Consider the following 26,293-nt stretch of genomic DNA (forward strand, 5'->3'; position numbering starts at 1 on the left):
TTTTGAGGAGTAGTCGCAGCGATTCTTTAGCTCCTGGCTTTACGGCCTTGGGTTCAGAATCCGACAGGCTAGCCCGTCGTCACTACTTCAGAGAAACCAGCTTTCTCTGCTGCCAAAAATGCGGGGGAGCTTTTGCTGGTGCCCAGTCCCGACGAATGCGCAGTTGCAGTCCTCGAACGGGATGATCCGTCAATGCCGGTCGAGAGTCAACGGTCCAATTCAGGCAAGCAATGACAGCCCATCGGGTCTTGATACGTCTTGTAAACCTCTATTTCAGCACTGAAACCCGGCTCAACTATCCTTCAAAAACCCGCAGGAAGCGGCTCCCCGATTCAGCTCAAGGAATGACCATGTCCCTCTCCATCGTCCACAGTCGCGCCCAGATTGGCGTGGATGCTCCCGCCGTTACCGTCGAAGTTCATCTGGCCAACGGTCTGCCGTCGCTGACCATGGTTGGCCTGCCCGAGGCGGCGGTGAAGGAGAGCAAGGATCGGGTGCGCAGCGCGATCATCAATTCCGGGCTGCAGTTTCCGGCGCGGCGGATCACCCTGAATCTGGCGCCAGCGGATCTGCCCAAGGATGGCGGGCGCTTTGATCTGGCGATTGCCCTGGGGATTCTGTCGGCGAGTGTGCAGGTGCCGTGTCTGACGCTGGATGAGGTGGAATGCCTTGGTGAATTGGCGTTGTCCGGCGCTGTGCGGCCGGTACGCGGGGTGTTGCCGGCGGCACTGGCGGCGCGCAAGGCCGGGCGGGCATTGGTGGTGCCGCGGGCGAATGCCGAGGAGGCGTGTCTGGCTTCAGGGTTGAAGGTGTTTGCGGTGGATCACCTGCTGGAAGCAGTGGCGCATTTCAATGGGCATACGCCGGTCGAGCCTTATGTCTCGGACGGGCTGATCCATGCGGCGAAACCTTATCCCGACCTCAACGAAGTACAAGGGCAGATGGCCGCGAAACGGGCGCTGCTGATTGCGGCGGCAGGCGCGCACAACCTGTTGTTCAGTGGGCCACCGGGAACCGGCAAGACCTTGTTGGCAAGTCGCTTGCCCGGGCTGCTGCCGCCGCTGTCCGAATGCGAGGCGCTGGAAGTGGCGGCGATTCAATCGGTCGCCAGCGGCGTGCCACTGACCCATTGGCCACAACGGCCCTTTCGCCAGCCGCACCACTCGGCCTCCGGGCCGGCACTGGTCGGTGGCAGCTCGAAACCGCAACCCGGCGAGATCACCCTCGCCCACCACGGCGTACTGTTTCTCGATGAGCTGCCAGAGTTTGATCGCAAGGTGCTGGAGGTGCTGCGCGAACCGCTGGAATCCGGGCATATCGTGATTGCCCGAGCCAAGGATCGCGTACGCTTTCCCGCGCGTTTCCAGTTGGTGGCGGCAATGAATCCTTGTCCCTGTGGATATCTTGGCGAGCCGAGCGGCAAGTGCTCGTGTACACCGGACATGGTGCAGCGCTACCGCAACAAGCTATCGGGGCCGTTGCTGGATCGGATCGATCTGCACCTGACGGTGGCGCGGGAAGCGACGGCGTTGAATCCGGCAGTGAAGCCAGGCGAGGACAGCGCCAGTGCGGCAGCCGTGGTGGCCGAGGCACGCGAACGACAGCAAAAGCGTCAGCGTTGTGCCAATGCGTTTCTCGATCTGCCAGGCCTGAAGCGGCACTGCAAGTTATCCACAGCCGATGAGAAATGGCTGGAATCAGCCTGTGAGCGGCTGACCTTGTCGCTGCGCTCAGCCCATCGTTTGCTCAAAGTCGCCAGAACCCTGGCAGACCTTGAGCAAGTCGATGCAATCAAGCGCGAACATCTGGCCGAGGCGTTGCAATACCGGCCAGCGACGCCTTAATGCTCGGTCAGATCAACCAGCGGCGTCTGCCGCACTTCGGTTTCACGCCCGGCCTGAATCTCGGTCACGCGCTTCAAGGCGTTATCCACAGCGCCTTTGTTTGCGAGCAGGCTGTAGCTGATCTGAAACTGTTGGCTGGCCTTTGGCGCAATGGTCGGCACCAGATTCAGCGGACGCTGATAGCGGCGGTTGTAAGAAAAACTGGTGCCCGGCTCAAGCCCAGTGACATAGCCCTGCCCTTGGGTGTCAGTGTTTTTCCACAGGGAAAACACCGGCAACTGCTGAGTGTTGAAGCCAACGGAGACACCGAGGCTGCCGGCCTTGTTGTGCAAAACGGTCAGGGTTTCGCCTTTGGCGTCGGCATAGGGCACGACGTTGTAGACGGTTTCGTCGTAGTCCTTGGTCGGTGCGCGGTAGGTCTGCCAGTCGGGCAAGTCGCCCTTGGCCTTGTCGTTGAATGGCGAGACCTGTTTTACCGGCGCAGCAAAACGGGCGCCCTGCTCGAGGAACGGCGTACTGAAGTTGCTGTGATACAGCGCCTGGTATTCCTTCGGATAATCGCCGTTGTTGGTCAGCGTATCGTTGAGGGCAAAGCGCACGCTGCCCGGCTCGGTGACCAGCTCAGTGACGACCGAGAAGTCGACTTTCTTGAAGGCCTGCTCCTTCAGTTCACCGCGCAGACTGATGGCGTACGGCGGCTTCTCATCAATGTGCAGGGTAACGCTGCTGGCCGGAATGTTGGCGGCGCGTCCGTGCAAGGTCAGCAACTCACCATTGTCCATGCCGGGATGGCCGACCCATTCGTAACCGCAACGGGTCACCAGCTCGTTGAAGCCTTCCAGCCAGCCCAGCCCGCCGCGGCCGTTAAGTTCGATGAAGGCCGGGTTGACCACTTCCTTGACCGGCGAATCCCAGCCCATGCGCACATTTCCTACAGACGCCTGCAGGACATTCATGCCACGGGTCGGCACCACCGAGAGTTTCATCGTGCCGTTATCGATATCGACGATGCTGACACCTTCCTGTCGTCCGCCGTGCAAGGTTCGCAGGCTCACGGAGAACGGCTTGTCGGTTTTCACCCCGAGCTGCTCACTGGTGATGCTCCAGTTTTGCGCGGGTTTGTTGGTATCGAGGAGTACGTAATCCCAGGCCATGGCGTGGGAAGCAGCAGAGAGTGCGCCGAGTGCAACGGCGAGTTTGAGCGGGGTCATGGCAGCAGCCTTTATTGGAGTTGTGCCATTTTTATAGCGCTGCGGAAACGTTTCAGCAAGTGCAATGGAGCTTGCGATCGTGTGATTTACCAAGAATTGGCGGGGATCCATTCGCGAGCAAGCTCGCTCCCACAGGGATCTCGGGTGTTCACAGAATCTGTGATTCACGCCGGAAACTGTGGGAGCGAGCTTGCTCGCGAAGGCTATATCAAGGCTGTATCAACGGAAGCGATCAACCTCAGAACGCAAGTCCGCCGCCAATTTCTCAAGCTCCTTGGCGGTCACGGCCAAGTTAGAAACAACCTCACGCTGCTCACTGTTGGCCAGCGCAATGCTCTGCAGGTTACTGCTGAGCAAAGTCGCCGTGCTGCTCTGCTCCTGGGTCGCGGTGGTGATCGCCGCGAACTGCTGCCCTGCCGAACGGCTCTGCTCATCGATCCGCGCCAGCGCCGAGGCGACATTGGCGTTACGCGACAGGCCTTCCTGCATCAGCACATTGCCCTGCTCCATGGTGCTGATCGCGTTGCCGGTTTCCTGCTGGATGCTGTGGATCATCCCGGAAATTTCATCGGTGGCCTGACGGGTGCGCGAAGCCAGGTTGCGTACCTCATCGGCGACCACGGCAAAACCACGGCCCTGTTCACCGGCGCGGGCCGCTTCGATGGCCGCGTTGAGCGCCAGCAGGTTGGTCTGTTCGGCGATCGAGGTGATCACGCTGACAATGCCGCCGATTTCCTGGGAACGCTGACCGAGGGTGTTGATCACGGTCGCGGTGGTGTTCAGTGCACCTGCGATCTGCTCCAGCGAGGACGAAGCTTCTTCCATCGAGCTACGACCGATTTGCGTCTGCTGGGCATTTTCCTGCGCCAGACGCTGAGTCGCGCCCATGTTGTCGGCGATGTTCAGCGAAGTGGCGCTGAACTCTTCCACCGCGCCAGCCATGCTGGTGATTTCGCCAGACTGCTGTTCCATGCCTTCGTACGCACCGCCGGACAAACCAGAAAGCGCCTGGGCGCGGCTGTTGACCTCTTCCGAGGCGCGGCGGATGTGCTCGACCATGGTCGACAGGGCCTGGCTCATCTGGTTGAACGCGCGGGACAGCTGGCCGATCTCGTCGTTGCTCGAGACGTTCAGGCGCACGCTCAGATCACCCGCGCCCAGCGCTTCGGCCTGGCGCACCAGATCACTCAGCGGCGCCAGTTTGCTGCGCAGCAACCACACCACCGAACCCACCGCCAACAGCATCGCCAGCAGGCTGCCGATGGCCAGTTGCGTGCCGACGCTCCAGGTCACCGCGCGAATCTCGGCTTTCGGCATGCTCGCCACTACCGCCCACGGCCCACCGTCGAACGGTACCGAAACACTGTAGAAATCTTCGTTCTTGTCGCCCCAGAACTGACCTTTGCCAGGGGTCTTGGCCAGAGCGCCAATCACCGTGACCGCCTGATCCAGTGCCTGGACACCCGCCGGCGCCACCAGCCATTTGTTCTGCTCATCCAGCAGCGCCAGCGAACCGGTCTGGCCGATGCGGAAGCGCTTGAGGTTGTCGAACTGGGCGTTCTGCGCGTCGGTGTAGTCAAAACCAACGAACAACACCGCAATCACCTTGCCGCTGCTGTCGCGCACCGGGGTGTATTGGGTCATGTAGGAGCGATCAAACAGCAACGCGCGGCCGACGTAGCCTTGCCCGGCCATCAACTTCGCATAAGCCGGGTGCGCATGATCGAGCAAAGTGCCGATGGCGCGCGTGCCGTCCTGTTTGGTCAGCGAGGTGCTGACCCGCACGAAGTCTTCGCCGCTGCGTACGAACAGCGTGGCAACCCCAGCGGTCATTTGCTTGAACTCGTCGACTTCCTTGAAGTTGTTGTTCAGCACTTCGCTGCCCAGGTGCAGGCCAGGAGTCTGGGTACCGGCCACCGCCACCGGTGCATCCGGGTGAATGCTCAGACCGGCGCTGAAGCGCTTCTCGAACAGCCCGCTCAGGCGCTGGGTGCTTTCACGCAGCGTGCCGTGGAAGGTGCTCAACTGGTCGGCCAGCAGCCGCGCTTCACTGGCGAGGTGTTCTTCACGGGTGGCGAGGTTGGCGGTATCCAGCGAACGCAGAGCAAAGACAGTACTGCCGCTGATGACAATCGCCAGTATCACGGCGAGCGCGAGGCCCAGCTGCGAGGCGATCCGAGCGCGAGGTTGAGACATGGACAGCTCCTGGCCGAACTTGCCGATCCTCCTTGATCGCAGCTCGGATAATTTTCTAATGGGGGTGAATCGTGGATACCTGCACGACGGTTCCACATGCACGTATTCGGCGGTAAAGCCGAATACTTGAGCGAACAGCAGGGTTATGGCACAAGGCCGGCATTGTGGCGGCTCTAACGTTTCAGCTCAAGCGTGTTACATCCGGCAGCGCCATGGCCCGCACCTCACCTTGCAGGAAGTCGCTGAGACGGCGCAAACGTTCACCTCCAGGACGGGTTTTCGGCCAAACCAGGTAGTAATTCAGGCCGCTGGCGACGGCGGTCGGCCACGGCAGGCTCAGTCTTCCTTGCGCCACATCCTCGGCGACCATCAGCAAATCGCCCATCGATACCCCGTAACCACGCGCTGCGGCAATCATGCCCAGTTCCAGGGTATCGAACACCTGTCCGCCCTTGAGCGAAACCTGATCGGACAGCCCCATGTGTTCCAGCCAACTGCGCCAGTCGCGCCGGTCCGGGGTCGGGTGCAGCAACTCGGTGGAGGCCAACCGCGTCACATCCCAGGGCTGATCGTTCAGCAGGTTCGGCGCGCCGACAGGAATCAATTCCTCGGGAAACAGCAGGCTGGCTTCCCAGTCCGGCGGAAAGTGCCCATCGCTCAGCAGCACCGCGCAGTCGAAGGGCTCGTTGTTGAAGTCCACCGAATCCACGTCCATCCAGGCACTGGTCAGTTGCACTTCGTTGCCGGGCTGTAGGTGACGAAAACGGCTGAGCCGCGCCAGCAGCCAGCGCATGGTCAGGGTCGACGGCGCTTTCATGCGCAAAATGTCGTCTTCGGCGCGCAAGGTGTTGCAGGCGCGTTCAAGGGCAGCAAAACCGTCGCGAATCCCCGGCAACAGCAGCCGCGCCGACTCGGTGAGTTGCAGGTTGCGTCCGCTGCGGTGAAACAGCTTGCAGGCAAAGTGTTCCTCCAGTGTCTTGATGTGCCGGCTGACTGCACTCTGGGTGATCGACAATTCCTCGGCCGCCCGGGTGAACGAGCTGTGCCGCGCCGCCGCTTCGAATGCGCGCAGGGCATACAAGGGAGGAAGACGACGGGACATACACAAGCTCCTTTGGCGGCATCCGGCCACCCCGGCGAGGTTACTCATGATGAGTTTTAATCATGCCACCCATCCTTTTTATCCTTTTGTGCAAACCCTGCCAAGCGCCGAGAATCGACGGTCTCTTGTTCCCTCTGATTGATGGGTGGTGATGACCATGCAGCATCCTGTGCGTACCGAACTCTGGGCCATCCTGCGGCTGGCGGGGCCGTTGATCGCCTCACAGTTGGCGCACATGTTGATGGTGCTGACCGACACCCTGATGATGGCGCGCCTCAGCCCCGAAGCCCTGGCCGGCGGCGGACTGGGCGCGGCGAGTTATTCGTTCGTGTCGATTTTCTGCATCGGCGTGATCGCCGCGGTCGGCACGCTGGTGGCGATCCGTCAGGGCGCCGGCGACATCATCGGCGCGGCACGCCTGACCCAGGCCGGGTTGTGGCTGGCGTGGCTGATGGCGCTGGGCGCCGGGTTGCTGCTGTGGAATCTGAAGCCGGTCTTGCTGCTGTTCGGCCAGACCGAAACCAACGTCAACGCCGCTGGACAATTTTTGATCGCTCTGCCCTTCGCCCTGCCCGGCTATCTGAGCTTCATGGCCCTGCGCGGTTTCACCAGTGCGATCGGCCGGGCGACCCCGGTGATGGTCATCAGCCTCGGCGGCACCGTGGCCAACTTCCTGCTCAATTACGCATTGATTACCGGGATGTTCGGCCTGCCGAAACTGGGGCTGACCGGCATCGGCCTGGTCACGGCAATCGTTGCCAACTGCATGGCGCTGGCGCTGGCCTGGCACATCCGCCGGCATCCGGCCTACGACGCTTACCCGCTGCGCGCCGGCCTGTCGCGGCCAAATCGTCAGTACCTGAAAGAACTGTGGCGGCTCGGCCTGCCAATTGGCGGCACCTACGCGGTGGAAGTCGGTTTGTTCGCCTTCGCGGCGCTGTGCATGGGCACCATGGGCAGTACGCAACTGGGCGCACACCAGATTGCCCTGCAAATCGTTTCGGTGGCGTTCATGGTGCCGGCGGGAATGTCCTACGCGATCACCATGCGCGTCGGCCAGCATTACGGCGCCGGGCAACTGAGCGATGCGCGGATGTCCGGGCGAGTCGGTATCGTCTTTGGTGCGGTGGTGATGCTGGGTTTCGCCATGGTGTTCTGGCTGTTGCCGAACCAGTTGGTCGGGTTGTTCCTCGATCACAACGATCCGGCCTTTGCCGAAGTGATTCGTCTGGCCGTGAGTCTGTTGGCGGTGGCGGCGTGGTTCGAGCTGTTTGACGGTACGCAGACCATCGCCATGGGCTGCATCCGTGGACTCAAGGACGCAAAAACCACCTTTTTGGTCGGCCTCGCTTGTTATTGGCTGATTGGCGCACCGGCGGCGTGGTGGATGGCGTTCCATTTGAACTGGGGACCGACTGGAGTCTGGTGGGGTTTGGCGTTGGGGCTGGCCTGTGCGGCAGTGAGCCTGACGCTGGCGTTTGAGTGGAAGATGAAGCGGATGATTCAGCGCGAACCTCTGTCATCAAAACAGTACACAGTCGCTCAGGCAGACTGAGATTCAGTTGTGGGAGCGGGCATGCTCGCGAAAGCGGTGGGTCAGGCAGCCTATGCTTTGATTGACACGACGCCTTCGCGAGCAAGCCCGCTCCCACAGAGATTCATGCCTAACCCGGAGATTGCGTTCAACTGACGATTTCGAGGGCTGGCTGCTGGCTGGAGCCGAAGGTCAGGTATTCAACCAGTTCTGCCAACGGCAACGGCCGGCTGATCAGATAACCCTGCACCTGATCACAGCCAAACCCGCGCAATAACTCCAGTTGCTCCGGGGTTTCCACACCCTCGGCCACCACTTCCAGATGCAGGTTATGCGCGAGGTTGATCATCGCGTGCACCAGTTTGCGGTTCTCTTCGCGCTGCTCCATGCCGCCGACGAAGCTCTTGTCGATCTTCAACAAGGTGATCGGCAGGCTGTTCAGATGCACGAACGACGAGAACCCGGTGCCAAAGTCATCCAGCGAGAAACGCACGCCGAGACGGCCAAGGGCGTCCATGGTCTGTTTGACCAGATCGCTGCGGCGCATGACGGCCGTTTCGGTCAGCTCGAATTCCAGCCATTGCGCCTCGACGCCACGTTCAGCAATCAGTCGGCTGAGCGTCGGTAACAACTGGCTGTCCTGAAACTGGCGGAACGACAGGTTGATCGCCATGTGCAGCGCCGGCAGCCCGTGTTCGCGCAGCGCCTGCATGTCGCGCAGGGCCCGGGAAATCACCCAGTAACCCAGCGGCACGATCAAACCGCTCTGCTCGGCCAATGGCACGAATTCGCTTGGCGGCAGCAAACCGCGTTCGCCATGGCGCCAGCGCACCAGGGCTTCGAGACCGACGATCTGCCCGTCTGCAAGATTCAGCCGTGGCTGATAGTGCAGCTCCAGCTCATCACGGCGCAAAGCCCGGCGCAGCTCACTTTCGAGGTCGGCCATGCTCCGGGCGTTGCGGTTGATGCGTTCATTAAAGATATGGAACGTGCAGCCCTGAGTGCTCTTGGCCTGCTGCATGGCGATGTGCGCGTGCCACATCAGCGGGTCGGCGCCACCCTGCGCACGGGCATGGGCGATACCGAGGCTGGAGCCGATCAACAGGCTTTCGCCATCGACCCAATACGGTTCAGCGAGGGCTTCGGTAATGCGTTCAGCCATCCACTCGGCGCGTTGCGGCGCGCGGCGGGTGTCGATCAGCAAGGCAAATTCGTCGCTGCCCAGCCGCGCCAGTTGATCACCGGCCTCCAGCTGACTCTTCAGCCGCGCGACGACTTGCAGGATCAAGCGGTCGCCGGCCTGATGGCCGAGGGCGTCGTTGGCGTGACGGAAGTTGTCGAGATCGAGATGCCCGAGGGCCAGACCACGGCCGTCGTTTTCCGCCAGGCGCGCCGCGAGCAGAGTCTGGAAACCCTGGCGGTTGGCGATGCCGGTCAGCGGATCCTGTTCGGCCAGGCGTTGCAGGGTGTTTTCGAGGATGCCGCGTTCACGCACATGGCGCAGACAACGGCGGAGCATGCCGGCGTCGAGGGCGTCGAACACCAGCCAGTCGCTGACGCCAACGGGGGCGGTGGCCGGCTCGTGATCCAGCAGCAACACCGTCGGCAGGCTGCACCGGCCGGGGGCTGGCTGCAATGCGGGAAGGGTCAACAGCACCGCGTGGCGATTGTCTTCGAACAGACTGCTGACCGAATCCCAGCTCGGCGCACTGATCAGCACCGCCGCGCTCCCCATCGGAGCCAGACACTCGCGCAATAACGCTGTCCACGCTGGCTCTTCGGCCAGTAGCAGCAAACGCAAGGGTTCGACAGGCGTAGACAAGCTAGCTCCCTAGACTCTGCAATGATGTGGGCGGGGCATTATGCCGTTGCGATGTTCAATGACCAAATGACAACGGTTATCAAAACGTTATTTTGTGTCACGAATGAGAACATTAGCCGCAAAATCACCGTGCATCCTCCGCGAAAGTAACAAAACCGGCAAATTTGAATCGCGTGGTACGTCACAAGTCGGACAGAGCAGCACAAATCGCTGAGCCTGTTAAAATGCCGGCCCATTTCGTCAACGACTCCCGAATTTTCGTATGTCCCGACTCAATCCCCGGCAGCAAGAAGCCGTGAACTACGTCGGCGGCCCTCTATTGGTGCTCGCCGGCGCTGGCTCCGGCAAGACCAGCGTGATCACGCGCAAAATCGCGCACCTGATCCAGAACTGTGGCATCCGCGCCCAGTACATCGTCGCCATGACCTTTACCAACAAGGCTGCGCGCGAGATGAAGGAGCGGGTCGGCACCCTGCTGCGTGCTGGCGAAGGTCGCGGCCTGACGGTCTGCACCTTCCACAACCTGGGCCTGAACATCATCCGCAAGGAGCATGCGCGGCTGGGCTACAAACCCGGTTTCTCGATCTTCGACGAGACCGATGTAAAAGCCCTGATGACCGACATCATGCAGAAGGAATACGCAGGCGACGACGGCGTCGACGAGATCAAGAACATGATCGGCGCCTGGAAAAACGACCTGATCCTGCCGCCGCAAGCGCTGGAGAACGCGCGCAATCCGAAAGAACAGACCGCTGCCATCGTCTACACCCACTACCAGCGCACGCTCAAGGCGTTCAACGCGGTGGACTTCGACGACCTGATCCTGCTGCCGGTAAAGCTCTTCGAAGAGCACGCCGACATTCTCGAAAAGTGGCAGAACAAGGTGCGCTACCTGCTGGTCGACGAGTACCAGGACACCAACGCCAGCCAGTACCTGCTGGTGAAGATGCTGATCGGCAAGCGTAACCAGTTCACCGTGGTGGGCGACGACGACCAGTCGATCTATGCCTGGCGTGGCGCGCGGCCGGAAAACCTGATGCTGCTCAAGGATGACTACCCGTCGCTGAAAGTGGTGATGCTCGAGCAGAACTACCGGTCAACCAGCCGCATCCTGCGCTGCGCCAACGTGCTGATCTCGAACAACCCGCACGAATTCGAAAAACAGCTGTGGAGTGAGATGGGCCACGGCGACGAGATCCGCGTGATCCGCTGCCGCAACGAGGACGCCGAAGCCGAGCGCGTGGCCATGGAAATCCTCAGCCTGCACTTGCGTACCGACCGCCCGTACAGCGATTTCGCGATCCTCTATCGCGGCAACTACCAGGCCAAGCTGATCGAACTGAAGTTGCAGCACCACCAGGTGCCGTACCGCCTGAGCGGCGGCAACAGCTTCTTTGGCCGTCAGGAAGTGAAGGATCTGATGGCCTACTTCCGCCTGATCGTGAACCCGGACGACGACAACGCCTTCCTGCGCGTGATCAACGTGCCGCGCCGGGAAATCGGCTCGACCACCCTGGAAAAACTCGGCAACTACGCCACCGAACGCAAGATCTCGATGTACGCCGCCACCGACGAAATCGGTCTGGGCGAGCATCTGGACAGCCGCTTCACCGATCGTCTGTCGCGCTTCAAGCGCTTCATGGACAAGGTCCGTGAGCAGTGCGCCGGCGAAGATCCGATCTCGGCGCTGCGCAGCATGGTCATGGACATCGACTACGAGAACTGGCTGCGCACCAACAGTTCCAGCGACAAGGCTGCGGACTACCGGATGAGCAACGTCTGGTTCCTGATCGAGGCCTTGAAGAACACCCTGGAAAAAGACGAAGACGGCGAGATGACCGTCGAGGACGCCATCGGCAAACTGGTCCTGCGCGACATGCTCGAGCGTCAGCAGGAAGAAGAGGACGGCGCCGAAGGCGTGCAGATGATGACCCTGCATGCGTCCAAGGGTCTGGAATTCCCTTACGTGTTCATCATGGGCATGGAAGAGGAAATCCTCCCGCACCGCTCCAGCATCGAAGCCGACACCATCGAAGAGGAACGCCGTCTGGCCTACGTGGGCATCACCCGCGCGCGTCAGACCCTGGCGTTCACCTTCGCCGCCAAGCGTAAACAGTACGGCGAGATCATCGATTGCGCGCCCAGCCGCTTCCTTGATGAGCTGCCGCCGGACGACCTGGCGTGGGAAGGCAACGACGACACACCGACCGAAGTCAAAGCCGTGCGCGGCAATAGCGCATTGGCTGATATACGCGCGATGTTAAAGCGCTAGAATTGACCACTTTTTTAAAGCTTAGGGCGCACAAGCGCTGAACGAGGACAGCTTCATGGAAGCATTGCAGCAGAAAATCCGCGAACAAGGCATCGTGCTTTCCGACCAGGTCCTGAAAGTCGACGCCTTCCTGAACCACCAGATCGACCCGGCCCTGATGAAGCTGATCGGCGACGAATTCGCCACGCTGTTCAAGGACTCAGGCATTACCAAGATCGTCACCATCGAAGCCTCGGGCATTGCCCCGGCGATCATGACCGGTCTGAACCTCGGCGTGCCGGTGATCTTCGCCCGCAAGCAGCAGTCCCTGACCCTGACCGAAAACCTGCTGTCGGCAACCGTTTACTCGTTCACCAAGAAGACCGAAAGCACCGTGGCCATCTCGCCGCGTCACCTGACCAGCAGCGACCGAGTGCTGATCATCGACGACTTCCTGGCCAACGGTAAGGCTTCGCAGGCGCTGATCTCGATCATCAAACAGGCTGGCGCCACCGTCGCCGGTCTGGGCATCGTGATCGAGAAGTCGTTTCAGGGCGGCCGTGCCGAGCTGGATTCGCAGGGCTATCGCGTTGAATCGCTGGCCCGCGTGAAATCGCTGAAGGATGGCGTCGTTACCTTCATCGAATAAAGCCACACCGCATTACCCCCTGTGGGAGCGGGCTTGCTCGCGAAGGCGTCGTGTCAGTCGAGCTATTCTTTGACTGACACACCGCCTTCGCGAGCAAGCCCGCTCCCACAGTGGTTTTTGGGGTGAGCCGTTACTGCGCGGTGGCTTTGAGGCCGGTGAGCAGCAGGCGCTGGAACAGGTCTTCTTTCAAGCCTTCCGGGTTGGTCAGTTGCATACGTTCAAGGTGTTCGGGGAACGTCGAAGCCTCTGGCGCATCCAGCGCTGCCTTGCCCAGCTCCAGTATCTCGCTCAGCTTGAACTTGCTCTTCAGCCAGTTCAGCGCCCGCAGCAGATCGCGCTCGATCGCGGTGAAATCACAACCCAGCGGATACTCCGGGAACAGATTCGGATGCTTTGCGGCGATCGCCTGCAAGCGTTGCGGGGTGTTGTCGGCAAATCGCGGATCGAGGCGGAAGTCCTTCGGCAGCTTGCCGACCTTCTGCGCCTGTTCGATCAGCCCCGGCTGAAAGCGTGAATCGCTGATGTTCAGCAACGACTCGATCACCGCCGCGTCGGTTTTGCCGCGCAGATCGGCAATGCCGTATTCGGTGACCACGATGTCGCGCAGGTGCCTTGGAATCGTGCAGTGGCCGTATTCCCAGACGATGTTCGAACTGACCTCGCCGCCGGACTCGCGCCAGCTGCGCAGGATCAGAATCGAGCGCGCATCGTGCAGCGCGTGGCCTTGGGCGACGAAGTTGTACTGCCCGCCGACACCGCTGAGCACGCGCCCGTCTTCCAGTTGATCGGCCACACCCGCGCCCAACAGCGTCATGGTGAACACGGTGTTGATGAAGCGTGCATCGAGGCGCTGCAAGCGCTTGAGCTCTTCCTGCCCGTACAGCTCGTTGATGTAGCTGATGCGGGTCATGTTGAATTCGAGGCGCTTGCTCTGCGGCAACTCACGCAGGCGCTCGTAGAAACTGCGCGGACCGAGGAAGAAGCCGCCGTGCACCGAGATGCCATCGGTTTGCGCCGACTCATCGAGAGTGCCCGCGTGGGCCTGCTCCTGAGTGTGCACGTCGGGGTAGACCTTGCGCCGGATGATCCCGGCATCGGCCAGCACCAGCAGACCGTTGACGAACATTTCACTGCAGCCATACAGGCCTTTGGCGAACGGCGCAGTGCCGCCCTCGCGCTCGATCAGTTGCGCCCACTGACTGAGGTTGATGTCATCGAGTAAAGCTTTGTATCCGGCGTTATCCGCCTGACGTGCGAGCAGTGCGGCGGTCAGGGCATCGCCCATCGAGCCAATGCCGATCTGCAGGGTGCCACCGTCGCGCACCAGCGTGCTGGCGTGCAAACCGATGAAATGATCCTGAAAGCCCACCGGCATGTTCGGCGTGGAAAACAGCGTGCTGCTGTCCTTCGCGTCGATCAGCAGGTCGAAGGTGTCGATATCGACTTCGGCATCGCCGGGCATGTACGGCAGATCGGTGTGCACCTGACCGACCAGCAGAATGGTCTCCCCGGCTTCGCAGCGCCTGGCGATCATCGGCAACAGGTCGAGAGTGATGTCCGGGTTGCAACTCAGGCTCAGGCGATCAGGATGTTCGCTGCTGCTGGCAAGCAATTGCGCCACCAGATTCAGGCCGGCGGCGTTGATATCGCGGGCGGCATGGCTGTAGTTGCTGCTGACGTAATCCTGCTGGGCCGGCGCGCTGTTGAGCAGGCTGCCGGGCTGCATGAAGAACTGCTGGATGCGGATGTTGGCGGGCAGGCTGTCATGCTGCAGGTCGGCGAGGAAATCGAATTCGGGGTAATCACCGAAGACGCGCTCGACGAAGGGTTCAATGAAGCGCTTCTGCAGACCGTCGCCCAGCGTCGGCCGCCCAAGGCACAGCGCGGTGTACATCGTCAGTTGCCGATCGGGAAGATCCTTGATCCGCCGGTACAGCGCGTTGACGAAGTGATTGGGCTTGCCCAGCCCCAGCGGCATGCCCATGTGGATATGCGCCGGCAGGCGTGCGAGCACGTCGTCCACCGCCTGTTCGATCGAACACAACTGCACCATCTGAAGCCTCCCGCCCGTTCCGTGAATAGAGGTAGACCGAGCTTGCCTCGACTTTGCTGCAAAGGACAGCCCAAGGCTTGAATCGCAGGCACAAAAAAACCGTCCGAAGACGGTTTTTTTCGTCAGAAGCGTCTTATTTCAGGCCGGACATCTTCTCGATTGCGCCCTTCAGCTCAGGATCGGAGCAGTCGGCGCAGGTGCCTTTTGGCGGCATGGCGTTGATGCCGGAGATGGCTTTTGCGAGCAGGCCGTCAACGCCACCTTCCTTCTTGGAGCGCTCGCCCCAGGCAGCCGCGTCACCGATTTTTGGTGCGCCCAGCAGACCCGTGCCGTGGCAAGCATTGCAATGTTTTGCAATCACTTCATCCGGCGTCTTCGCCCCACCACCGCCGCCAGCGGAGGCCGCGACTTCCATTCCTTTGCATTCCTGCCCCTGAACGCACACCTGGCCGACCGGCTCGAGGCGTTTGGCAATGTCGTCATTCGTCGCAGCTTGAGCGCTGACAGCCCAGAGGGCCAGTACGGTTGCTGGTGCGGCCAGCATTTTCATAATTAGGTTCACGCGTTCACCCTCAATGGTGGCTATTCACGCCTGCGGCCACGGTTCGCAGGCGGGCGCAAGTATAGCGGGTAGCCCGCCACACTGAAACAACCCCATAGTCGAAGGGGTTATACCGCGCTGTGGAAAAACTCTGTGGATGCCTTCGCCGTCATGGCTTGGCGCCTCTATGTTTAAAAATTCGCCGGCGTGGCTGCGCTGATTAGTCGCGCAGGCGCGTCGAACGGATTACGGAAACGATGCGGCTTGGTACTTTCAAAATAGTAGCTGTCGCCGGCTTCGAGAATAAAAGTTTCCAGCCCCACCACCAGTTCCAGACGACCTTCCACCAGAATCCCGGTTTCCTCGCCTTCATGGGTGAGCATTTCTTCGCCGGTATCGGCGCCCGGCGGGTAGATTTCATTGAGGAACGCGATGGCCCGGCTCGGGTGCGCGCGGCCGACCAGTTTCATGGTCACGGCGCCGTCGGAGATGTCGATCAGCTCGTTGGCCTTGTAGACGATCTGGGTCGGGACTTCCTGCAGGATTTCTTCGGAAAAGAACTCGACCATGGACATTGGAATCCCGCCCAGAACCTTTCTCAGCGAACTGATCGAAGGGCTGACGCTGTTCTTTTCGATCATCGAAATGGTGCTGTTGGTGACGCCCGCACGTTTGGCGAGTTCACGCTGGGAAAGCCCTTTGAGCTTGCGGATCGATTGCAGTCGTTCACCGACGTCCAAGGCGGGAGCCTCCTGATGTTGTAAGAATATTGAGCGTTATCATGGCGACAGCGTTCAGTATTTACAACACTTGGCCCCCGCGCTGGCCTCAACCCTCGGAATAGAGCCTTGGCACGCGACGCAGGTTGCAGAAGATCTGATACGGAATGGTGTCCGCCCACTGCGCCACTTCGCTGGCGAGGATGTTTTTGCCCCACAGCTCGACGGTCGAACCGAGGTTCGCTTCCGGCACATCGGTGAGGTCGATGCAGAGCATGTCCATCGACACGCGGCCAAGCAGGCGACTGCGTTTGCCGGCGACCAGCACCGGCGTGCCGGTCGGGGCATGACGCGGGTAGCCATCGGCATAGCCCATGGCAACCACGCCGATGCGCATCGGCTTGTCGGTGATGAATTTAGCGCCATAGCCAATCGGCTCGCCGGCGGGCAGTTCGCGCACGCAGATGACTTTCGATTCGAGGGTCATCACCGGTTGCAGGCGCTCGGCCAAGGCGTTGGCTTCTTCGAACGGCGTGGCGCCGAAGAGCATGATGCCCGGGCGTACCCAGTCGCTGTGAATCTGCGGCCAACCAAGTACAGCCGGCGAGTTGCGCAGGCTGACTTCGGCGGCGAGGCCCTGACGCGCCGCTTCGAACACCGCGACCTGATTGGCGCTGCTCTGCTCGTGCAGCTCATCGGCACGGGCGAAGTGGCTCATCAGCACGATCTTCGCCACTTTGCCGCTGGCCAGCAGGCGCTGATAGGCCGCCGCGTAGTCCTTCGGATGCAGGCCCACACGGTGCATGCCCGAGTCGAGTTTGAGCCATACGGTGATCGGTTTGCTCAGTGCCGCCTGCTCGATGGCTTCGAGCTGCCACAGTGAATGCACCACGGTCCAGAAATCATGCTCGACGATCAGCGCCAGTTCATCGGCTTCGAAGATCCCTTCGAGCAACAGCACCGGGGCCTTGATGCCGGCCGCGCGCAGCTCCAGCGCTTCTTCGATGCAGGCAACGGCAAACCCGTCGGCTTCAGCTTCCAGCGCCTGGGCGCAACGCACCGCGCCGTGACCGTAGGCATCGGCCTTGATCACCGCCAGCGCCTTGGCGCCGGTGACTTCGCGGGCAATTCGGTAGTTGTGGCGCAGGGCTTCTAGGTCGATCAGGGCACGGGCAGGACGCATGGCGGCAGACTTCTAGGCGGTCATGGGAAGAAAAACCGGCGCCGACTGACGACGTGAACCGCCAACAGCGCCGGGAGAGGGATCTTTGAAACGGTTACGGCAACGCGGCGACGATGGAAATCTCGACCAGGATGCTCGGCTTGGCCATCTTCGCTTCAACGGTGGCGCGGGCCGGTGCGGCGCCCTTGGGCAGCCACAGGTCCCACACTGAATTCATTCCGGCAAAGTGCGCCTCGATGTCATTCAGGTAGATCGTCGCCGACAGCAGATGCTGCTTGTCAGTCCCGGCCAGATCGAGCAGGCGCTCGATATTGGCGAGCACCTCGCGGGTCTGCTGCTCAACCCCGGCGTTGAAGTCGTCGCCGACCTGCCCGGCCAGATACACGGTGCCGTTGTGGGTGACGATCTGACTCATGCGCTCATTGGTGAGCTGGCGCTGGATTGCCATGTTTTGCGGACTCCTGAGGCTTGTTGCCGTAACGGGAAATATCGAGACCTTCAGCGCTGATCTGCGGCTTTTTCTTCGCCATCAGATCGGCCAGTAAACGACCGGAACCGCACGCCATGGTCCAACCCAGGGTGCCGTGACCGGTGTTGAGGAACAGGTTCTTGAACGGCGTGGCGCCAACGATCGGCGTGCCGTCCGGGGTAGTCGGACGCAGACCGGTCCAGAAGCTCGCCTCGGCCAGATTGCCGCCCTGAGGATAAAGGTCGTTGACGATCATCTCCAGGGTTTCGCGCCGACGCGGGTTCAGCGACAGGTCAAAACCGGCGATTTCCGCCATGCCGCCGACGCGGATGCGGTTGTCGAAACGGGTGATCGCGACCTTGTAGGTCTCGTCGAGAATGGTCGAGGTCGGAGCCATGGCCGGGTTGGTGATCGGCACGGTCAGCGAGTAACCCTTGAGCGGATACACCGGAGCCTTGATGCCCAGCGGCTTGAGCAGTTGCGGCGAGTAGCTGCCGAGGGCCAGCACGTAGCGGTCGGCGGTTTCCAGCTTGCCGTCGATCCATACACCGTTGATGCGGTCACCGGCGTAGTCGAGGCGCTGGATGTCCTGGCCGAAGCGGAATTCCACACCGAGTTTCACGGCCATTTCCGCCAGACGCGTAGTGAACATCTGGCAGTCGCCCGTCTGGTCGTTCGGCAGACGCAGAGCACCGGCGAGGATGTCGGTGACATTGGCCAGGGCCGGCTCGACGCGGGCAATGCCGGCGCGGTCGAGGACTTCAAACGGCACGCCGGATTCTTTCAGCACGGCGATGTCTTTGGCGGCACCATCAAGCTGTGCCTGAGTGCGGAACAGTTGCGTGGTACCGAGGCTGCGGCCTTCGTAGGCGATGCCGGTTTCGGCGCGAAGTTCGTCGAGGCAGTCGCGGCTGTACTCGGACAGACGCACCATGCGCTCCTTGTTCACCGCGTAACGGCTGGCGGTGCAGTTGCGCAGCATCTGCGCCATCCACAGGTACTGGTCGATGTCGGCGGTGGCCTTGATCGCCAGCGGCGCGTGGCGCTGCAGCAACCACTTGATGGCCTTGAGCGGCACACCCGGCGCGGCCCACGGCGAGGCATAACCCGGCGACACCTGGCCGGCGTTGGCGAAACTGGTCTCCATGGCCACGGCTGGCTGCCGGTCGACCACCACCACTTCAAACCCGGCACGAGCCAGATAGTAAGCACTGGCGGTACCGATGACGCCGCTACCCAAGACCATTACGCGCATTTTTGTATCCCTCATCGCGGCGGGGCCGCGTACGTCTGTTGTTAGAGCAATGATGCGCGCAGTGTAAAAAAGAATGGCCAGTGCATTTCACTATATAAGCGCCTATATTTGGCGACAATTCTCGGCAAAAACCCTTTTCACGGAGGCGCATCCCCTATGCGTACCAACACTCAGACCAAACGTGAGCTGGACAAGATCGACCGCAACATCTTGCGGATCCTGCAGGCGGACGGGCGCATATCGTTTACCGAACTCGGGGAGAAGGTCGGCCTGTCCACCACGCCATGTACGGAACGGGTGCGGCGGCTGGAGCGCGAAGGGATCATCATGGGCTACAACGCCCGGCTCAACCCGCAGCATCTGAAGGGTAGCCTGCTGGTGTTCGTCGAGATCAGCCTTGACTACAAATCCGGCGACACCTTCGAAGAGTTCCGCCGCGCAGTGCTGAAACTGCCGCACGTGCTGGAATGCCACCTGGTGTCAGGGGATTTCGACTATCTGGTGAAGGCGCGGATCTCCGAGATGGCCTCGTACCGCAAGCTGCTGGGCGACATCCTGTTGAAGCTGCCGCATGTGCGTGAGTCGAAGAGCTATATCGTGATGGAAGAGGTGAAGGAGAGTCTGAGCCTGCCGATTCCAGACTGAGATTTGGAAGATCAAAAGATCGCAGCCTTCGGCAGCTCCTACAGGAGAACGCATTTCCATGTAGGAGCTGCCGAAGGCTGCGATCTTTTCAGACCAGCACCTGCCGATTCGAAGCCATGTATTCGAAGATCTGCTTTTCAACCCGCGGATGAATCAACTCCACCGGCCCCCGCCCGTTCGGGCATGGCAGGGTTTTGGTGGTACCGAACAACCGGCAGATCAGCGGCCGCTCTTCATACACCGTGCAGCCATTCGGCCCCAGGTGCACACAGTTCAGCTCTTCCATCGCCGCATCCTGCTCAGCGCGGGTCTTGCGCGGCAGACGTGACATTTCTTCCGGCGAGGTGGTCACCGGCCCGCAGCAATCGTGGCAACCGGGCACACAGTCGAACGTAGGAATCTGCTGACGCAGGTCGCGAATGGTCTGGCGGTTGCAACTCATCGAAACGGTAACCCACATGAAATAGGCGGTGATTGTGCCGCAAAAGCCGTGATCCAGACAGCAACGGCCGACCAGTGTTGCCGGTCTTCGGCCGTGCGGCTTATGCTCCGTCAAATTTTCTCGACACCCAGCCGTTGGATGATGCCCATGAATGCCCGCGCCCGAACCTTCGCGAGCCAACCCCACGTTGCCTCTTATTACGCCGCCAGCAGTCTGCCGCAGCCCGACTATCCGGTGCTGCAGGGCGAGCTGAGCGCAGACGTGTGTGTGGTCGGCGGCGGCTTTTCCGGGTTGAACACCGCGCTGGAACTGGCCGAGCACGGCCTCAGCGTGGTGCTGCTGGAAGCGCACCGGATCGGTTGGGGCGCCAGCGGCCGTAACGGCGGACAGTTGATTCGCGGGGTCGGTCATGGCCTCGACCAGTTCAGCAACGTCATCGGCACTGATGGCGTGAGGCAGATGAAACTGATGGGCCTGGAAGCGGTGGAAATCGTCCGCCAGCGCGTCGAACGGTTCCAGATCCCGTGCGATCTGACCTGGGGCTACTGCGACCTCGCCAACAAACCGGCGGATCTCGAAGGCTTTGCCGAAGACGCCGAAGAGCTGCTCAGCCTTGGCTATCGCTACGAAACCCGTCTGCTGCAAGCCGATGAAATGCACACCGTGGTTGGCTCCAAACGCTACGTCGGCGGCTTGATCGACATGGGTTCCGGGCATCTGCATCCGCTGAATCTGGCGCTGGGCGAAGCCGCTGCTGCGCAACAAATGGGCGTCAAACTGTTTGAACAGTCGGGCGTCACGCGCATCGACTACGGCCCGGAAGTTCGCGTCCACACAGCTCAAGGCTCGGTGCGGGCGAAGACTCTGGTGCTGGGCTGCAACGCTTACCTCAACGACCTCAATCCGCAACTCAGCGGCAAAGTGCTCCCGGCCGGCAGCTACATCATCGCGACCGAACCGCTTTCCGCAGAACTGGCGCACAGCCTGCTGCCGCAAAACATGGCGGTCTGCGACCAGCGCGTGGCGCTGGACTACTATCGGCTCTCGGCGGATCGGCGCCTGCTGTTCGGCGGTGCCTGCCATTATTCCGGGCGCGACCCGAAGGACATCGGCGCCTACATGCAGCCGAAGATGCTCGAAGTGTTTCCGCAACTGGCAGGCGTGAAGATCGACTATCAATGGGGCGGGATGATCGGCATCGGCGCCAACCGTTTGCCACAGATCGGCCGACTCAAGGATCAGCCGAATGTGTATTACGCCCAGGCCTATTCCGGGCACGGGGTGAATGCCACGCACTTGGCCGGCAAGTTGCTCGCCGAGGCGATCAGCGGGCAGCACAGCGGTGGCTTTGATCTGTTCGCCAAGGTGCCGCACATCACCTTCCCCGGCGGCAAGCATTTGCGTTCGCCGCTACTGGCGCTGGGGATGTTGTGGCATCGGCTTAAAGAGTTGGTCTGAGGTTTTTTTGAGGCCCTGAATACGCCTTCGCGAGCAAGCCCGCTCCCACAAGTGACCGCGCTCCACCTTGAGAACACGGTCGAATGTGGGAGCGGGCTTGCTCGCGAAGGGGCCGAAACAGGCGCTAAACCGTTCAGATCCGCCAGAACGGCTTCAACCCCTCCTCCTGCGCCTGCTCCCGGGTCAGCCCAATATCTTTGAGCTGCTCCGGCGTCAGGTTGAGCAACGCCTTGCGCGTGTGCAGACGATGCCAGAACAGGCCCCAGCGACTCAGGCCGGACGGCGCGTTGCGCATGGCGCTATTCCATGCACTGTCCTCCTGCCCTGTCGCCAGTTCCTGACTGTGTAACGTCAGCCGCACATCACTCAAGCCGTTCATTTTTGTCGCTCCTGTTTACTTGGGTAGCCAGAGATTCCATGATGCGCGGGTCGGCAAAAGCATTACAGATTCAACACATCTGTATTAATTCCATACAGATTTGCCGTTTCTGCGTCTGAATCACCGATTTTTGCTGCATCTGTACTGGTTTAACGAATCACCTGCATCGAGGCAGTGCCATGACCCTGTATGTGAACCTCGCCGAGCTGCTCGGCACCCGCATCGAACAAGGCTTCTACCGTCCTGGCGATCGCCTGCCTTCGGTGCGCGCCTTGAGCGTAGAACACGGGGTCAGCCTGAGCACGGTGCAGCAGGCCTATCGCATGCTCGAAGACAGCGGTCTGGCCACGCCGAAACCCAAGTCGGGCTACTTCGTGCCGGTGGGCCGCGAGCTGCCGGAGCTGCCCGCAGTCGGGCGCCCGGCGCAGCGGCCGGTGGAGATTTCGCAGTGGGATCAGGTGCTGGAGCTGATTCGCGCGGTGCCGCGCAAGGACGTGGTGCAACTGGGTCGCGGCATGCCCGACGTGACCACGCCAACGATGAAACCGCTGCTGCGCGGACTGGCGCGGATCAGCCGCCGCCAGGACATGCCCGGTCTGTATTACGACAACATCCACGGCACCCTCGAACTGCGCGAACAGATCGCCCGGTTGATGCTCGATTCCGGCTGTCAGTTGAGCGCCAGCGACCTGGTGATCACCACCGGTTGCCACGAAGCGCTGTCCACCAGCATCCACGCCATTTGCGAGCCGGGCGATATCGTCGCGGTGGATTCGCCAAGCTTTCACGGCGCCATGCAAACCCTCAAAGGGCTGGGCATGAAAGCTCTGGAGATCCCCACCGATCCGCTGACCGGCATCAGCCTCGAAGCGCTGGAACTGGCGCTGGAGCAGTGGCCGATCAAGGTCATCCAGATCACCCCCAACTGCAACAACCCGCTCGGCTACATCATGCCGGAGTCGCGCAAACGCGCGTTGCTGACGCTGGCGCAGCGTTTCGACGTGGCGATCATCGAGGACGACGTGTATGGCGAACTGGCCTACACCTACCCGCGTCCACGCACGATCAAGTCCTTCGACGAGGACGGTCGCGTGCTGCTGTGCAGTTCGTTTTCCAAGACCCTGGCCCCGGGCCTGCGCATCGGCTGGGTCGCGCCGGGCCGTTATCTGGAACGGGTGCTGCACATGAAATACATCAGCACCGGTTCCACTGCGCCGCAGCCGCAGATCGCCATTGCCGAATTCCTCAAAGGTGGGCACTTCGAACCGCATTTGCGGCGGATGCGCACGCAATATCAGCGCAATCGCGACGCAATGATTGACTGGGTCACGCGTTATTTTCCGGCCGGCACCCGCGCCAGCCGCCCACAAGGCAGCTTCATGCTGTGGGTCGAATTGCCGGAAGGGTTCGATACGCTGAAACTCAATCGCGCGCTGCATGACCAAGGCGTACAGATTGCCGTCGGCAGCATCTTTTCCGCCTCGGGCAAGTACCGCAATTGTCTGCGGATGAACTACGCGGCGAAACCGACACCGCAGATCGAAGAAGCGGTGCGCAAGGTCGGCGCGGCGGCGATCAAACTGCTGACTGAAACCTGATCATTCGAGCTGAAAGGTGCCGAGCCCCTCAAATCGCTGAAGGTCGGCGACACGGCTTGAGGCATCGCTGACGCGGGCTTCGATTTCCAGCTCCACCTCCAGATGGCGCCCGGCGGCGAGGCTGCCAGAGCGCCAGGCGGTGATGTGATCGCCAGGCTGCAACAGGCCCGCCTCGCCTTCGTCGCGCTGCCATTGTACCGGCGCGCCATCCAGACGCGCTGCCACAATTCGTATCTGCAACCGTCCCGGTGCCCAGCGGTAATGCAGCGCATCGCTGCTCGGCGCAGCAAAGGACCACCTGATCGCGCGCGCAGCCGGACATTCAATCCGTAGCTGAACAGTGCGCACACCAAAACTGCCGTCATTGCCCGATGGCCGGGCGAGGAGCTGCGCCCGCGTCGAAACGCCGTAGTCCACAGCGCTCGGCGTAAGCGTCATCTGGCAGGCCGCGTCGGCCTTGACCGAGGTCGATGCCAACGATGCCAGCGTGATCAGGACAATCCATCGATGCATGCGCAATAACTCGGTCATGTGAGGTTCAAAGGCTGACAGAGCGCGTCGACGGGCTCGATCAGTGCGTGCTCGTCCGGCGATTCAGCCAGATTGAATTGCAGGTCGCAGTGCGCGCTATCCGACAGCTGCACCCGCAGCGGCTGCCCGGGCTTGATATCCGGCAGAAAGATCGCCCCGGCCTCAAGCACCGTGGTCACGTATTCGCCTTGCCCGTTCCGTACGGCGAGGCCACTGGGCAGCCATTGCCGGTCAAGCGTCCTGGCCTTCAACAGCACACGCCGCACGCGGGCGATGGAAAAATCCATATGCTGAACCGAGCCACGCCCGGCCTCGACCTCCTGATAACCGTCGAGCACCTCGACGTTGCGCGGCAAACTCAACGGATCGACTTCCAGCCGGGCTGTGGAATAGGCCGGCAAACTCGCCGCCACCGCCCGGCCCAATCCATCCGTCCACACCGGGCCTTGCGGCGTATACAGCTTCAGACCCGCACGGTCGCCAGCCTTGAGCACGGCAAAGGTCTCGCGCAGTGGATACGGCGACAGCGTCACACCATCGCGATGCAACGCCATGCCGCCGCGCAGCCCCAGGTCAAATTCGCTCGCCCCGGCTCGCTGGTTCAGGCCCAGATCCAGACTGGTGTAATGCGCCAGTGCGTTGACCCGTAAACCCAGCGATGGCGCCGCGGCTTCACGCTGTTCAGCACTGGCGCTATAGGCCAGGGTTTCACTGAGCACTTCGCTCATCGACACGCCATTGCGCATCCCGGATCGCGGATCGCTGCGCAGGTAGCTGCGAGCCCTGCGCTGATCGCCCAATGGCATCCCGGCCGTCAGATAGACCGAGGTGCCCCGGTGCCTCGCGTCGGCATCGCCGATCCCCCGCTCCAGACTCAACGACAGGCTGATCCGAGAGGGTAGCGTCTGCGACCAAGACAATCCCAGGCGCATGTTGGGTGGCTCGTCCACGCTGGTGTAGCGCGACCAGGTCATGCCGAAAGCCCCCCAGCGCTCGACAGTACCGTTGAGCGAAAATGTCCAGTGATCGCGCCCGGGGGCTTCGGCCCGTCCCTGCTGCTGGCTCCAGCCGGTGTCCGACAGGGTGCGAAAGCCCTGGCCACGGCGCACCGCAACCACACTGGTGGACAGATTCGGCGACAACACGGCACTGACGGTCATTTGCACCTCATGACCTGCAATGCCTGTGTCTCGATCGCTGGACAGCACCTGGCGCACACCGGTGGTCAGATTGCCCGGCCATTGACGCTGCAGCCCCCAGCCTGCCGACAGATAGTCCGCCCCACCGAGGAGCCCGCCGCTCATGCGCAGCGCGCGCGACAGACTCCACTCCCGGCCAAGGGTGGCAAACGACGGCGCCTGACGATCATCCGAGCCCTGGCGGCGCACCGTGCCAAGCGCCAGATTGAAGCCGTCGGCGCGATCGAATTGTGGATCCTGCAGGCTGGCTGCCGGGACGCGAAAACGCCGCACTTGCCCTTCCTGCTCGTGCACGCTGACCTCGAGGTCGAGCTGATTGCTCAACAACGGCAGCGCGCGCAACGTGAAGGGGCCGCCGGGAACCAGCGTGGTGTAGATCAGCACGCCGTTCTGCCGGACTTCGATTCGCGATGGCGACCAGGCAATGCCCTCGACCTCGCCGCGTGCGCCCTCCTGTGCTGCGCGCATTTGCGCGAACGCACCTTCCGGCAGAACCTGCACACCATTGAACGATTCGCCGGCAAACAATGGCGACTGCAGGTTCAATTGGCCGATCTGCACGTTGGCTTCGTAGGCTTCCAGGGTGCGCGTGCCGTAGGCATACAGATGCTCGAAACGCGCGCTGTCGGGCAATTGCGTATAGGACTGGCGACTGCGCAAAATCCAGTTGCCGGCATTCAGGCCGAACTCCGAACCCAGTCTGCGAAAATCGCTGCGTTGCCCCTCGTGCTGGCTGCCCATGACCAAAACATCGTAGTTGAACACGCCGCCCACTCCGCCATTGGCGAAGCTGCGTGGCTGGAATTCCGGCAACGTCAACAGATCCGTCGGCAGCAGCAGGTCGATCTGTTCCTTGCCGGGATGCAATGCAACGGTGGCCGCTGGCAGACCTTCACCCAGCGTCAGGCACTGCTGCGGTTCCGCGCGGGTCAAAGTCGCTTGCGAGCGCACGCCAGCAGCCTTGAGCAAGGCCGGTTGCAGGCACGGCTCACCCTCTTCATTAAATTTCACGAACACCCGCCCCCGTGGCTGTCCATTGACCTCAAGCGCGACCAGCCATGTGCCTTGGGGGAAGCGCGGCGCCTGGCGAAAATACGCAGCCAGTGCGGGGTCGAGTCCACGCTCGCGAAGCATCTGCGCATCGAACTCCACCCCTTCACTGGCCATCGTCATGCCGATCGCATTCGCCATCAGCAGTGCCAGTCCCCGCCG

Annotated in this window: 21 protein-coding genes; 7 read left to right on the top strand and 14 right to left on the bottom strand. The window is 61.5% G+C overall.

From position 1 onward, the window contains the following. Nucleotides 1-350 precede the first annotated feature (350 nt). Nucleotides 351-1,844 (top strand): YifB family Mg chelatase-like AAA ATPase, encoded by a 1,494-nt coding sequence (locus CKW11_RS11945; RefSeq protein WP_095137675.1) that lies wholly within the window; start codon nucleotides 351-353, stop codon nucleotides 1,842-1,844. Here the strand turns inward: CKW11_RS11945 and CKW11_RS11950 are convergent. From CKW11_RS11950 to CKW11_RS11960, 3 genes are all read right to left on the bottom strand, one after another. Beyond that, nucleotides 1,841-3,055, bottom strand: coding sequence for an aldose 1-epimerase family protein (locus CKW11_RS11950; RefSeq protein WP_095137676.1), 1,215 nt, complete (start codon nucleotides 3,053-3,055; stop codon nucleotides 1,841-1,843). The two genes, CKW11_RS11945 and CKW11_RS11950, sit on opposite strands and share 4 nt — an antisense overlap. Nucleotides 3,056-3,274: 219 nt before the next feature. After that, on the bottom strand, nucleotides 3,275-5,251 hold the full coding sequence (locus tag CKW11_RS11955; RefSeq protein ID WP_095137677.1) for a methyl-accepting chemotaxis protein: 1,977 nt from the start codon (nucleotides 5,249-5,251) through the stop codon (nucleotides 3,275-3,277). Between the two features lie 181 nt (nucleotides 5,252-5,432). Next, nucleotides 5,433-6,353: a LysR substrate-binding domain-containing protein gene (locus CKW11_RS11960; protein WP_095137678.1), complete on the bottom strand. Its 921-nt coding sequence runs from the start codon at nucleotides 6,351-6,353 to the stop codon at nucleotides 5,433-5,435. Nucleotides 6,354-6,510: 157 nt separating this feature from the next. Between CKW11_RS11960 and CKW11_RS11965 the strand changes: the two genes are divergently transcribed. Next, a complete protein-coding gene (locus tag CKW11_RS11965) occupies nucleotides 6,511-7,908 on the top strand; it encodes a NorM family multidrug efflux MATE transporter (protein ID WP_095137817.1) in 1,398 nt (465 codons plus the stop codon). A 127-nt stretch (nucleotides 7,909-8,035) separates the two neighbouring features. On the opposite strand, the gene CKW11_RS11970 is transcribed toward CKW11_RS11965, so the two are convergent. Further along, complete coding sequence (locus tag CKW11_RS11970; protein WP_095137679.1) at nucleotides 8,036-9,709, bottom strand: bifunctional diguanylate cyclase/phosphodiesterase; 1,674 nt, start codon at nucleotides 9,707-9,709, stop codon at nucleotides 8,036-8,038. Between the two features lie 262 nt (nucleotides 9,710-9,971). Here CKW11_RS11970 and rep point away from each other — a divergent pair, with 262 nt between their 5' ends. Then, complete coding sequence (gene rep, locus CKW11_RS11975) at nucleotides 9,972-11,981, top strand: DNA helicase Rep (protein ID WP_095137680.1); 2,010 nt, start codon at nucleotides 9,972-9,974, stop codon at nucleotides 11,979-11,981. A gap of 55 nt (nucleotides 11,982-12,036) precedes the next feature. Continuing rightward, nucleotides 12,037-12,609: a xanthine phosphoribosyltransferase gene (locus CKW11_RS11980; protein ID WP_007962388.1), complete on the top strand. Its 573-nt coding sequence runs from the start codon at nucleotides 12,037-12,039 to the stop codon at nucleotides 12,607-12,609. A 130-nt stretch (nucleotides 12,610-12,739) separates the two neighbouring features. Here the strand turns inward: CKW11_RS11980 and CKW11_RS11985 are convergent, their stop codons facing one another. From CKW11_RS11985 to dadA, 6 genes are all read right to left on the bottom strand, one after another. Further along, nucleotides 12,740-14,662 carry an acetyl-CoA hydrolase/transferase C-terminal domain-containing protein gene (locus CKW11_RS11985; protein WP_095137681.1) on the bottom strand — a complete coding sequence of 641 codons (1,923 nt, stop codon included), beginning with the start codon at nucleotides 14,660-14,662 and terminating at the stop codon, nucleotides 12,740-12,742. Between the two features lie 133 nt (nucleotides 14,663-14,795). Further along, complete coding sequence (locus CKW11_RS11990; protein WP_095137682.1) at nucleotides 14,796-15,212, bottom strand: cytochrome c5 family protein; 417 nt, start codon at nucleotides 15,210-15,212, stop codon at nucleotides 14,796-14,798. 182 nt (nucleotides 15,213-15,394) lie between these two features. After that, entirely contained in the window at nucleotides 15,395-15,943 is a 549-nt protein-coding gene (locus tag CKW11_RS11995) for a cupin domain-containing protein (RefSeq protein ID WP_007920393.1), read from the bottom strand. Between the two features lie 88 nt (nucleotides 15,944-16,031). Beyond that, on the bottom strand, nucleotides 16,032-17,105 hold the full coding sequence (gene alr / locus CKW11_RS12000) for an alanine racemase (protein WP_095137683.1): 1,074 nt from the start codon (nucleotides 17,103-17,105) through the stop codon (nucleotides 16,032-16,034). A 94-nt stretch (nucleotides 17,106-17,199) separates the two neighbouring features. After that, nucleotides 17,200-17,553, bottom strand: a complete 354-nt coding sequence (locus CKW11_RS12005; RefSeq protein WP_095137684.1) for a RidA family protein — start codon at nucleotides 17,551-17,553, stop codon at nucleotides 17,200-17,202. After that, nucleotides 17,525-18,829: a D-amino acid dehydrogenase gene (gene dadA / locus CKW11_RS12010; RefSeq protein WP_007962383.1), complete on the bottom strand. Its 1,305-nt coding sequence runs from the start codon at nucleotides 18,827-18,829 to the stop codon at nucleotides 17,525-17,527. Before dadA ends, CKW11_RS12005 begins: the two co-directional genes overlap by 29 nt. A gap of 156 nt (nucleotides 18,830-18,985) precedes the next feature. Between dadA and CKW11_RS12015 the strand changes: the two genes are divergently transcribed. Further along, nucleotides 18,986-19,474, top strand: coding sequence for an Lrp/AsnC ligand binding domain-containing protein (locus CKW11_RS12015; RefSeq protein WP_003177284.1), 489 nt, complete (start codon nucleotides 18,986-18,988; stop codon nucleotides 19,472-19,474). An 88-nt stretch (nucleotides 19,475-19,562) separates the two neighbouring features. On the opposite strand, the gene CKW11_RS12020 is transcribed toward CKW11_RS12015, so the two are convergent. Further along, on the bottom strand, nucleotides 19,563-19,916 hold the full coding sequence (locus tag CKW11_RS12020; protein WP_095137818.1) for a YkgJ family cysteine cluster protein: 354 nt from the start codon (nucleotides 19,914-19,916) through the stop codon (nucleotides 19,563-19,565). Nucleotides 19,917-20,063: 147 nt separating this feature from the next. Here CKW11_RS12020 and CKW11_RS12025 point away from each other — a divergent pair, with 147 nt between their 5' ends. After that, nucleotides 20,064-21,374 (top strand): FAD-binding oxidoreductase, encoded by a 1,311-nt coding sequence (locus tag CKW11_RS12025; protein WP_095137685.1) that lies wholly within the window; start codon nucleotides 20,064-20,066, stop codon nucleotides 21,372-21,374. 133 nt (nucleotides 21,375-21,507) lie between these two features. Here the strand turns inward: CKW11_RS12025 and CKW11_RS12030 are convergent, their stop codons facing one another. Then, on the bottom strand, nucleotides 21,508-21,753 hold the full coding sequence (locus CKW11_RS12030; RefSeq protein WP_095137686.1) for a DUF1127 domain-containing protein: 246 nt from the start codon (nucleotides 21,751-21,753) through the stop codon (nucleotides 21,508-21,510). 179 nt (nucleotides 21,754-21,932) lie between these two features. On the opposite strand from CKW11_RS12030, the gene CKW11_RS12035 reads away from it, so the two are divergent. Further along, on the top strand, nucleotides 21,933-23,351 hold the full coding sequence (locus CKW11_RS12035) for a PLP-dependent aminotransferase family protein (RefSeq protein WP_095137687.1): 1,419 nt from the start codon (nucleotides 21,933-21,935) through the stop codon (nucleotides 23,349-23,351). Here the strand turns inward: CKW11_RS12035 and CKW11_RS12040 are convergent, their stop codons facing one another. Both CKW11_RS12040 and CKW11_RS12045 read right to left on the bottom strand, forming a co-directional pair. Further along, entirely contained in the window at nucleotides 23,352-23,882 is a 531-nt protein-coding gene (locus CKW11_RS12040; RefSeq protein WP_095137688.1) for a hypothetical protein, read from the bottom strand. Further along, complete coding sequence (locus CKW11_RS12045) at nucleotides 23,879-26,272, bottom strand: fimbria/pilus outer membrane usher protein (RefSeq protein ID WP_256582060.1); 2,394 nt, start codon at nucleotides 26,270-26,272, stop codon at nucleotides 23,879-23,881. The genes CKW11_RS12040 and CKW11_RS12045 overlap by 4 nt, the downstream gene beginning before the upstream one ends. Nucleotides 26,273-26,293 lie beyond the last annotated feature (21 nt).

Source organism: Pseudomonas sp. Irchel s3a10, from assembly GCF_900187525.1.
In the GTDB taxonomy this organism is placed as follows: Bacteria; Pseudomonadota; Gammaproteobacteria; order Pseudomonadales; family Pseudomonadaceae; genus Aquipseudomonas; species Aquipseudomonas koreensis_G.